This window comes from Siminovitchia sp. FSL W7-1587, assembly GCF_037963795.1.
Taxonomy (GTDB): Bacteria; Bacillota; Bacilli; order Bacillales; family Bacillaceae_C; genus Siminovitchia; species Siminovitchia thermophila.
Window position 1 is genome coordinate 747376 of record NZ_CP150169.1, and the last position, 10746, is coordinate 758121.

General features: G+C 38.8%; 10 protein-coding genes and 1 CRISPR repeat array. All 10 genes read right to left on the reverse strand.

All coding sequences use genetic code 11. The features are described from left to right. Window positions 1–497 precede the first annotated feature (497 nt). On the reverse strand, window positions 498–1781 hold the full coding sequence (locus NST31_RS03585; RefSeq protein ID WP_205179266.1) for a glycosyltransferase family 2 protein: 1284 nt from the start codon (window positions 1779–1781) through the stop codon (window positions 498–500). A gap of 516 nt (window positions 1782–2297) precedes the next feature. Then, window positions 2298–2527: a CRISPR direct-repeat array (repeat unit 31 nt; unit sequence GTTTCAATTCCTCTTAGGTAAGATGTCAACA). 61 nt (window positions 2528–2588) lie between these two features. Next, a complete protein-coding gene (locus tag NST31_RS03590; protein ID WP_339163915.1) occupies window positions 2589–2729 on the reverse strand; it encodes a hypothetical protein in 141 nt (46 codons plus the stop codon). 44 nt (window positions 2730–2773) lie between these two features. Continuing rightward, window positions 2774–3625 (reverse strand): metallophosphoesterase, encoded by an 852-nt coding sequence (locus tag NST31_RS03595; RefSeq protein WP_339163917.1) that lies wholly within the window; start codon window positions 3623–3625, stop codon window positions 2774–2776. Window positions 3626–3670: 45 nt separating this feature from the next. Continuing rightward, window positions 3671–4477 (reverse strand): histidinol-phosphatase HisJ family protein, encoded by an 807-nt coding sequence (locus tag NST31_RS03600; RefSeq protein WP_339163920.1) that lies wholly within the window; start codon window positions 4475–4477, stop codon window positions 3671–3673. Window positions 4478–4507: 30 nt separating this feature from the next. Then, window positions 4508–5338 (reverse strand): metallophosphoesterase, encoded by an 831-nt coding sequence (locus NST31_RS03605; RefSeq protein ID WP_339163922.1) that lies wholly within the window; start codon window positions 5336–5338, stop codon window positions 4508–4510. A gap of 30 nt (window positions 5339–5368) precedes the next feature. Continuing rightward, window positions 5369–6517 carry an ABC transporter ATP-binding protein gene (locus tag NST31_RS03610; protein WP_339163926.1) on the reverse strand — a complete coding sequence of 383 codons (1149 nt, stop codon included), beginning with the start codon at window positions 6515–6517 and terminating at the stop codon, window positions 5369–5371. A gap of 12 nt (window positions 6518–6529) precedes the next feature. Then, a complete protein-coding gene (locus NST31_RS03615; RefSeq protein ID WP_077112124.1) occupies window positions 6530–7357 on the reverse strand; it encodes a carbohydrate ABC transporter permease in 828 nt (275 codons plus the stop codon). After that, the gene (locus NST31_RS03620; RefSeq protein ID WP_077112122.1) at window positions 7347–8237 is read right to left on the reverse strand and encodes a sugar ABC transporter permease; all 891 of its coding nucleotides are present in this window, start codon (window positions 8235–8237) and stop codon (window positions 7347–7349) included. The genes NST31_RS03615 and NST31_RS03620 overlap by 11 nt, the downstream gene beginning before the upstream one ends. 85 nt (window positions 8238–8322) lie before the next feature. After that, on the reverse strand, window positions 8323–9615 hold the full coding sequence (locus tag NST31_RS03625; protein WP_339163929.1) for an ABC transporter substrate-binding protein: 1293 nt from the start codon (window positions 9613–9615) through the stop codon (window positions 8323–8325). A 192-nt stretch (window positions 9616–9807) separates the two neighbouring features. Then, window positions 9808–10569 carry a DeoR/GlpR family DNA-binding transcription regulator gene (locus tag NST31_RS03630; RefSeq protein WP_077112119.1) on the reverse strand — a complete coding sequence of 254 codons (762 nt, stop codon included), beginning with the start codon at window positions 10567–10569 and terminating at the stop codon, window positions 9808–9810. Between the last annotated feature and the right edge of the window lie 177 nt (window positions 10570–10746).

Genomic DNA, 10746 nt, shown 5'->3' on the forward strand with positions numbered 1-10746 from the left:
AGAAATTTCCCCCATCACCTAACTCACATTACGGATCTTTAAGTTTCAAAATTTTGGCTCTGACATGTAATGAAATTAGGATCCAAAATCCGCCGGTGGCTCTTCAAAAGGATATCCTATTTATGATTGAAGGTCACCTGGATTCTTGGAGAAACCCGCTCTCTCCTAATCGATTTACATACCGCTTTTCCTCAACAATATTCATTCTTAGCTTGCGGTGTAGGCCCATTTTATGAGACATGGGCGATTATCGCTTGATCATACTCGGATTCAGCTCCCACGTGCATTATGTATTTTTGATAAAAAACACGCCTTCAATCGGCGTGCTTCATATTATTATGTTATAAGCCGAAAGGGCTAACCGCATGGCATTAAGGCGCCCTTTTACACTGACAGATCGCACCCAGATGATCAAAAGCTGCGGTTATCTGAAGATGGCGACATAATGTTTGTCATAACAAACTTTAGTTGAGATCACCACAGTATGGCAAATCATATTACCTTACATCGTCAAGAGATTTTGCAACTGTGTGAGCAATCGGTTTCCATTCTACATCCTTAAACAAGGCGACGACCGCAATCGGCAAATAGGTGAACATAAACAATGGAAAAGTGATCGTGTAAGCAATTTTTTTCCATCCAGAACAATGAATTTTTCTCCACTCCGTCAAAGTTGTCATAAAACCAATCATGAATAGTATTCCATAAAACCAGAAAGCGGATTTTACCATTGCAATGGTCGTTGTCTGAACAATCCTTTTTTCATCAACAAATTCAAATAAGCCTGCTAAGTAAAAAAATACATTAACGATAATGCTGATGCTGGAAAAGAGTATGGCCGGCATGATTGTCATGGTCATGTCATAACACGAAAACCAGTTGCTCTTTCCTTTAAATATACAACCAATTAATGCTCTTCCATATTTCGAAAAAACTTGATAAAATCCTTTGGCCCAACGTAATCTCTGATGCCAAGACTGGCTAATGGTTATTGGCTGCTCATCATAAAACATGGCATTTCTACAGTATCCGATTTTTTCACCCTTAATAATTTGCGAAATGGAAAATTCAATGTCTTCTGTAAGAAGATGGTAATTCCAACCACCATTATCTTTAATCAGATCAGCATGCACCAAAAATCCCGTTCCAGAAATGGCACAACTAGCGTTTAAGACCATTCTGGGAAGATTAAGATATTCAGCTTCATGCAAAAACCAAAGAGCATAGCCTGCAGAAATCCAGTTCTGATCATAGTTCTTAGAATTTCTATAGCTTGTGATCACCCTGTATCCTTGATTAAATGTTTTGTTCATCTCCATTATATAATGCTCATCAAGGAGATTGTCCGCATCAAACACAAAATAACCTTCATACTTTCTGGACGCATATTCACTTTCAATGATTTTGATCATATAATCCAGCGCATATCCCTTTCCAACCTGCGTTTTATTAAAACGCTCCCTCACAATAGCTCCTGCTTTCTCGGCAACCCTGGCTGTATTATCGGTACAGTTATCTGCTACTACGAAAATATCAATGAAGTTTTCGGGATATTTCTGATTTTTAATACTTTGGATAAGCTGTCCGATGACAAGCTCTTCATTTCGCGCTGCAATAATGACAGCGTATTTGTTTAATACATTGCTATTCCCGGAATGTTCACCCTTTTTGGCCTTGAGGGCAACAAACAAATATACAAATTTATACGAATACAACAATGTAAATAAAACAAACATGATTAAATTAAAATCATTAATAAAAGTTGATATAGGTGCGTCCAAGCTGATACCTCCATGATTTATCATAGTATTTTTAACAGAAGATTCTTCTATTTCCCAATGACTCACATGATCGTGGAGGATAGTGAAAATAAAAATTGAAGCATCTAGTTATACGGCATAATAGCATGGTGCCTTTCTTTTAGACGAATGATCGTTTCAAACAAAATGCTTCGAGATCCAATCATGATCCCTTAAAGCAAAAGTATATAACAAAAATTCAAATCCCAAATAAAAATTATGTTAAGAGTAAGTAAAAATTTCCGCAATAAAAAAACCTATCGCTCCAATAGAATGATAGGCAAGCATCCTGATTTTTATAAATACACGTCTGATCAACAGAAACCCAAGGGGAAGGACGGGCTGGGACATAAGCAAATACGACCGTACAATTCATTTATAATTGTTCGGTTTATTTGTTAAAAAAATCCCTATCATCGCTACGTCAACATATTTCGCTTTCCCCAGGTCTCTCAGCTTCCTTGGAAAGCAAAGGTCGCTTTCCTGGGGGATCTTACGGTTTCAATTCCTCTTAGGTAAGATTTCAACAATGCCAGCCGACAGTTCGACCGCCAGCTCCGTTGAGGTTTCAATTCCTCTTAGGTAAGATGTCAACATTGGCCAATGAATGGAAAGGATTTAAACATTGGTCGTTTCAATTCCTCTTAGGTAAGATGTCAACATTAAGGGATTGGAAAAAAGATTATGATTCAGTTTCGTTTCAATTCCTCTTAGGTAAGATGTCAACCCCAAACAACATGCCTCTTACCATCTTATTGTATATCACATACTTCGCGAAAATAAAAGTGATTATTTTCCAAATAGTTTCGCTTCATTGTGTTTACTGCCTTTTGTCCCTTGTTGGTTTGTCGTCGATCCCGCGGGTTTGGTGTCACGAGATGGATCGACGACAATGGGTGTTTTTTCATGATACAACATCAAGCTTGTCATATATCGCTGCTCATTCTTTGGCCAACAGTACTCCTAGACGATTTTCAGAACACTTTCCCAGTTTCTGTAACTGGTTCTTGAATCTCTACGAGCAAGTTGCGGTCGGATTCTTCTCCATGCGGTTGCTCGATAGGGACAAATCCTGGTATTTTTGTGTTGACAATCGCGATCTGCTCCATAAGCGTCTCGTCATCAATCGAAATCATGTCGATATTCACTTGGCCGTCCTTGATTTCTACTACTCGGAATGCGGGAGCATCCAGGCATGCAGCGGTTTGAATGTAATGCCAACTACCTTGCTGAACAATTGAGTTTACATGATTGTGACCACAAAAGTAAAACCCTGCACCTCCACTTTTATTCAATAGTTCTTTCATGCCTATCTCCGGATGAATCGATAATTTATCGATGGTAGAACGCGCAGTCGTATCATAAACAGGATGATGGGCGAAAACAAAGACCGGCTTGTCGTTCGATTTTTCTAGTTGAAATTGTAGCCATTGTAGCTGTTCTGCATCAATTTCCCCGCCCCAGTCATCCCGATTCATTTCTTTGGTCGTGTCCAGAAAAATCAGATTCGCTTCATCCGTATCAATCGCCTGGTAACGCTGCTGTCCGGTCACTGTCAAAATGTCGCTTTTGGGAATAGATAACGCATCATGGTTGCCAAGCACGTGGATAAAATTGCGGCTGCTGTCCATCCGATTAAGCACATCACGAAACTCCTCGGGATACCCTTCATGCGTAAGATCTCCCAATGAAATATGATAATCCGCATCGATTTCCCAAAACGCATCGATCAAGACGCTAAAAACTTTTTCTCTTGCTATACACATTTCTTCAGTGCCGTCCCCCATGCGCGAATAATGAAGGTCTCCCATTAGAACTAGTTTCATTGTCAATCCACCTTTTACTTATTTTTCATCGCCATCAATACGTTTTTAAACGATTTTTATCGTTTCCGGCTGACGGCTGGTAAATGTATAAATATATTTGAATCCTGCTTCCTTCGCCATATCCAAAGCTGTATCCAAATGATAGCCAACAGTGCTAGCGGCATGCGAATCTGAACCGATCGTTAACACTTCTCCTCCCAACTCCTTATATAATTTTAACACTTTCATAGAAGGCAGGGGCTCATTTAACGTCTTTTTGGCAAATCCAGAAGTATTAATCTCTATACCGATATTTCTCTCAATCGCTTTTTTAAAAATCTCTATTAAGCCTTCCTTACATACATGAAAATCATATGTCCCCAAATAATCCACGTCCACCGCATATCGTTTCATCAAATCCAGATGTGCCACTACATCAATATCGGCATTTGAAACTAATTGGTACACCTCTTCAAAATACCTTTGATAAAGTGATTCAGGTTCTTTATGGACCATATAAGATCGAATGTCTTGATTTTCAATATTGTGTACAGAGCCCAGTATAAAATCCAGCGGAAGCCCCTGTAATTGTTCATGATATGTTTCTTGCAATAAATGCGGCTCACATAATTCAAGTCCAACTTTTATCTTCAGGCGCTGTCCAAATAGATGCCGACATTGTTCAATTTGTGAAAAATAACGTTTAAAATCCATATGGCCATAGGTTATCGCCTGAGGATTCACCGAGAAATGCTCTGTAAAACAAATTTCGTTAATACCTTTCTTGATCGCTTCTTCGCATACCGATTTCATAGATGCTTGAGAGTCAAATGAATTGTCTGTGTGATGATGATAGTCAGTTAAATACATCATATATTTCCTTTCAAAAAAATGAATGATTGATTATCGTCCATAATGCTTGATTGTATGCCTTTCATGCTCTTCATGTGTTAAAGCCCAAACAACATCCTCTTGCGGATTTACATAGATCGGATGTGAAAAAATCTCCCGGTCGCGAAGTGAATAGTAATTATAAGAAACCCGGTTTGTATAATTCACCATTTCTTTTGAGTTATGCACACCGAACGCTAGACTCTCAATGGAAAATTGAGGGATGCTCCCGATATAATTGATGCCGGGTAAATGGAGATGTCCACTATGAATGCTGATAACGTCGCTGTTTTTAAGAATATCAAATAAGCGATCAGACACTTCTGTTGTTTTCTCGCCATTCCATATTAATGGGTGATGCATAAATAATAATGAGCCGGCTTCTGATTTTTCTTTTAAAATCGCTTCCAGCCAGTCTAACTGCGCCTCTGCTACATATCCCCCATGCATATGATCAACGGACGTATCTAAAAAAATGAGGCGATAGCCGTTCATCGCTTCCACATAATCCAGTGAAGTTGATTTATTTTCGATATGATAAAAACCTTCATAGTAATTTTCTTTATCATCATGATTTCCTAAACAATAAAAGACAGGGAAGTCAGACGGAATTTGATCTTCCACAATTGACTTTAACCCCCTATAGTCTTCCGCACTTCCATCATGTACAAGGTCACCTGTGATGGTAATAAAGTCAATGTCTCCAAAATTAATATGTTGAAGTACTTCGATCAGATTTTCTGCCGGGTCTTTCACTCCTTTAAAAACTTCTTCCAGCGGATCATTGATATAATGATTTCTAAAATGAGTATCGGACAATTGAATAAATGATAAGCGATTCATGTGCATCCCCTTTTTTCTCATTAGATGTTTTTATTGTAAAACTTCAAGCAAATGTTCGTCTGTTCCACTCGCAACTTTCTTTTTCCGAATGATATTTTCGGGATAACCCAAATTGTTCTCTGTTGCTTTATCGAACAAATGAATTTCATCCATCGTTATATTTACGAATACTTCTTCACCAGCTTTGAAAATATTAAAAGCCTCTATCGCGACTATATTTTCTCCTTCCACATCTAAATGAATCGCAAAATTGCTTCCCTGGTTTTCTGAGTGTTTCACTTTTGCGCGTATACTTCCTGCTTGCGGTGATTTCGTTAAATGAATATGTTCAGGACGGATACCTAACACGATTTGATGATAGGTACTTTTTTCCACATAATTCTTCCAATCATCACTGAGTTGTAAAGATTGCTTTCCAATAGTTAAAAGACCGTTCATATAATGGACATTTTCCAAAATATTTGTCGGAGGATTGCCGATAAATGTAGCAGTAAAAATATTGGCGGGCCGATGGTACACATTTTCCGGGGTATCGAGCATTTGCAATTCCCCTTTATTTAATAAGGCAATCCGCGTACCGAACGTCATCGCTTCAATCTGATCATGTGTCACATACACCATTGTTTGTTTATATTCATGATGAATATCCATCAGTGCTTCACGGGCGGAAATTCGCAATTGGGCATCTAAATTGGAAAGTGGTTCATCCAGTAAAAAATAATCACTATTCTTTACGGTGGATCTTGCTAAAGCAACCCTTTGTCTTTGGCCCCCGGAAAGCTCACTCGGCTTCCTGTCATAGTACTGTTTTAATTGCAGAAATTCAGCAGTGGCATCCAGCCTTTTTTCAATTTCATGTTTCGGTACCTTCTTCACTTTCAGCGCATACGTAATATTTTCTTTAACCGTCATATGCGGATATAAGGCATAATTTTGGAAAACCATTCCAACATTGCGTTTTCCAGGCGGAATGTCATTTACCCGCTCATTTCTCATATAAAGGTCCCCATCAGTCACCTCTTCCAGACCGGCAATCATTCTTAATATCGTTGATTTTCCACAGCCCGAAGGCCCTAACAACACTAAACGTTCACCTGAATGAATTTCCAAGTTTAAATTGTTAATAATCACATGATCTCCATAGGATTTTTTTACATTTACAAATTTAATATTTGCCATTACCGATTCCTCCTATTTAATTCCAGATGCTGTAAATGTTCCAATAATATATTTTTGGAAAATCAGATAAAGCAATAGTGGAATGGACATTGTAATCACCGACACCGCCATGGCTACCGCAAAATTCGTACCGCCTTCGGAACTGATAAACATCTGGAGTGCCAAGGGCAGCGTATAACTTTCTTTTGATTTTAAAATCAATGAAGGCCACACAAATTCGTTCCAAGAATTCACGAAAAACCAGATGCCAACAGAAGTAATTTGTGGGCTTATCAGTGGTAACACAATATCTTTCATAATTCTAAAATGGCCGATCTCATCCAACTTCGCCGATTCTATTAACGAATAGGGGATGGATCTCATCACTTGCGTTAACAAAAAAATTCCCACCGCATCCGCAACTTGGGGTAAAATAACACCTGCGATATGATCTGTTAACCCAACTTTAGACAACATGATATAATTCGGAACCATCGTTACAGTAAATGGAATAAAAATAGTTGCAATGAATAGAAAATACAAAGGTTTCTTTCCTGTAAAACGGAAGAAAACAAGCGCATAGGCTGCTAAAAAAGATGTTACTAATTTTAATATCGTTACCGTGGTCGCAATCGTAAAATTGTTCATAATGATTTTGAACATCGGTAATTGCTCAAATAATTGATTGTAGTTTTCAAAAGTTGGCGCAGTTGGAAATATCGCCAACACATTATCATAAACATCCTGTAAACTTCTAAACGATGTTCCCAATGCAAATACGATGGGCATAAGCCAGATCATCACAATGGCAATAAATACCCCAGTCCAAATAATAGAAGGCAATCTACTCTCAATTTTCATAGTGGACCCCTCTTTCTACAAATCGAAACTCCAACACGAGAAGCAGGACAAACAATAATAATGTGAGCATTGAAAGTGCAGCAGAAGTCCCCGTGCTGTAAACATCAAATGCATGGTGATACGACTGATAAATCAAGTTTGAACTTGCCGAATCAGGGCCTCCCTGAGTGATGACTTTTACCGGAGTATACACATACTGTAAACCTGTTACGATCGTCATAATCAGAATATAAACACCCGTGGCGCTGCTCATCGGCACGACAATGTCCTTTAAAATTCTCCAACTTGGAATATTATCAAGCTTTGCCGCTTCGATGACTTCGCTAGAAATACCGGAAATAGAGGCATAAAGGGTGATAAAATTATAACCAAATACTTTCCATGAAGTAATCAAACAAATAATGAAAATAACAAGACCTTCTGTTTGGCTCCAATTTGGAATGGATAACCCAACATATTTAGCGATTTGCGCTACCGGCCCGGAAATAGGGTTGAGCATCCATGTTGTTAAGATGGAACCGACCACTAAGGATATAAAGGAAGGCAGGAAAAACGCCGCTTTAAAAAAGTTTTTAAATTTGCGTACTAATAAATGAAGGACGAATGCAAAAATATACGGGACAACAAAGTTTAACATTAACAAAACAACGATATACCAAAAAGTATTCAGCAATACTTTATACGTGGTGGCATCTGTTAACACTTCAACATAATTGGCCAACCCGACAAACTCTTTAGTAGGTGCGATCATATTCCATTCAAAGAAGCTTAAATAAAAGGTGTATAACGTCGGCCAAAGCACAAATAAGCTAAAAATCAATAAAGCAGGTGATAATAGCAGGATTGTTTTCCATTGTATCTTCTGAAGATGACTGTACATATGAACCTCCAATTTCGTTCTTACAATGTAATAATAGGAAAATAGGATAAAATCATTACCCTATTTTCCTACAGTTCATACACTATTATTTTGTTAATTTATTAATCGCTTCTTGAGTTTCTTTTAAATCCTTTTCCACATCTCCCCCGCCCAAAATACGGTCTCTCATATCAATCAGCATTTGTTCTGCTTCAAGTCCTGAATTTCCCGGGAATGGGGCCCACGGAATAAGATTTTCTATTGTCGCATAAGCCGCCGCCATCATATTATCTTCTTCAATTAAAGCCACCAGTTCTTTATTTTCCGTTGCGTCTGTCGTTTCTGGAAGATAACCGGTACCTTGTGTCCAGGCGGCAACACTATCTGGTTCATATAAGAATTTCATAAATTCCCATGCCCCTTTTTGTTCTTCTTCTTTTTCAGCCGTAATGGCCAATAAAGAACCTCCGGCTGGAACTTTTAATTCCTTTCCTTCAAATGTAGGAGATGGGACTGCCATCGCTTCAAAGTTTCCATTTTCAGTCACATTTTTTCTTTGGGCGACAGTCAAATGAGCCATACCTACATCACCGGAAACAAATGCCTGCTGGCCTTCGTCAATGCCAATATGCAAAGCACTGCCGCCTTTAATCAAATCTTGATAAAATTTGTATGTTTCGACTCCCTCTTCACTGGCAAAGGCCGCTTTTCCGTCGGCAATTGTTTTGCCGCCATTACTTTCCAGCATTTGTTGAACGTTCCAAGTATCTGTAGGCTCAGCTATATACAGCCCTTTTTTCCCAGTGACTTCCGTTATTTTTTCGGAAGCTTTTGCGACTTCTTCCCATGTATTTAATTCGCTTGTCTTGATGCCTGCTTCATTTAAAATATCCATATTTAAATAAAGAATTGGAACACTTAACGAATATGGCAATCCTACTTGGGAACCATCATTGTTAACAGCTAATTCCAAAACATTGTCTAAGAACTTTTCTTTTACATAGTCTTTATCATACGGAAAATACTTTTCGATGATCGTTTGCGGCTCTGTATATTGAAAGTTGTTAGAAAAATACTCTCGATAAGACCAGCCAATTTGCACAACTGCTGGTGAGTTGCCCGCAGCGACCGCGGATTGCAGGTTTTGCATTAAGCCTTGGTACATTCCCGGGTTATATACGCCCTTAACAACAATTTTATCTTGTGATTCATTAAACTGATTAATTAATTCAGTAACCGTTTTTCCTCCTTGTGTCTCTGCGTTTGGATACCAATACTCAATAGTAACTGGATCTCCCTTGCCAGACTTGCCTTCTTTAGATGAATTACACCCGGTCAAAAAAACGGCTGCCAAAACAACGAAACCTAATGCTAATGTAAAAAGCTTTGTTCTCATCATGATGCCCCTTTATAATGATCTTTTCGAAAAAGTGGATACCTTATGCAGCATACTCGCAAGCGCATAATGAACTATTTGTTGCCACCTTTTCCAAGTGTTCCGTTAGTTAGTGTAAGTATTGAAATGTATGGCGACTTATGCCATTTTCATTTTTTAAAATCCATGCTACACCACCTTTAACAGACTGATATCTCAAACCGTATAAACTGTGATGCCACTATCTCGAAATGGCTGAAGGTCAAACTCTGACGCTTCCTTCCCAGTAATCAGCGTGTGGATCGAACTATTTGGAGCTACCGTATGGAGCGAAAGTTTCCCGATTTTGCTATGATCAGCAACCACAATTATTTCCCTTGCCGCCTTGATCATCCCTTGCTTGGCAGGAACCACTCGTTCATCAGGATGCATCAAGCCATATTGCGGGTGCAAAGCAGGCGTTCCAATAAACGACTTTTCAACATGCAATGACCTCAGTACATGATCCGTGAACATGCCATTCAGAAAAAAACTGGACGAATATAGTTCTCCACCAGTCAAAATCACCTTCACTCGGTGGGCATCACGCAGTTCTGCCGCGATATTTATGTCATTCGTCACTATTGTAATATCATTGCGGTGTAATAGATGTTTGACAATATGCAAAGTAGTCGTACCCGAATCGATTATAATGCTTTCCCCATCCTTCACCAGACTGGCTGCCATTTTTCCAATTCTCATTTTTTGATCCGAGTTCAGAGTGGTCCTTTCCGTAAAAGATGGCTCTTCTTGAGTCCACTGTTCCATAATGACTCCACCATGCGTTCTTTTTAGTGTGCCATTTCGTTCAATTTCAGCCAGATCCCGGCGGATTGTTGCTTCGTGGACACCAAACTGTTTTGCAAGCGCAGCGATCGTCGCCGTTCGATTCTGCCGGACATATTCGATGATCCGCATCTTTCTCTCGATAGGTAACAAAGACTTTCTCCCTTCGCACACATTTGCACAAAAATATTATTATTTGTGTTTTTTTGTTCATTTTGATTATAGTTCGGGATTATTAATACGCTATTTTTCTATGATGAAGAAAATGTAAAGAATGCGAAAAACATGTATAAAAATGTCGAAAACAGAAGAAAAATGATCCGTTGCCCA

Bases quoted from the DNA above. Each gene is read 5' to 3' on its own strand.
- NST31_RS03615 (WP_077112124.1), bottom strand. From the start codon at position 7,357: ATGAAAATTGAGAGTAGATTGCCTTCTATTATTTGGACTGGGGTATTT.
- NST31_RS03595 (WP_339163917.1), bottom strand. From the start codon at position 3,625: ATGAAACTAGTTCTAATGGGAGACCTTCATTATTCGCGCATGGGGGAC.
- NST31_RS03590 (WP_339163915.1), bottom strand. From the start codon at position 2,729: ATGACAAGCTTGATGTTGTATCATGAAAAAACACCCATTGTCGTCGAT.
- NST31_RS03610 (WP_339163926.1), bottom strand. From the start codon at position 6,517: ATGGCAAATATTAAATTTGTAAATGTAAAAAAATCCTATGGAGATCAT.
- NST31_RS03600 (WP_339163920.1), bottom strand. From the start codon at position 4,477: ATGATGTATTTAACTGACTATCATCATCACACAGACAATTCATTTGAC.
- NST31_RS03625 (WP_339163929.1), bottom strand. From the start codon at position 9,615: ATGATGAGAACAAAGCTTTTTACATTAGCATTAGGTTTCGTTGTTTTG.
- NST31_RS03620 (WP_077112122.1), bottom strand. From the start codon at position 8,237: ATGTACAGTCATCTTCAGAAGATACAATGGAAAACAATCCTGCTATTA.
- NST31_RS03605 (WP_339163922.1), bottom strand. From the start codon at position 5,338: ATGAATCGCTTATCATTTATTCAATTGTCCGATACTCATTTTAGAAAT.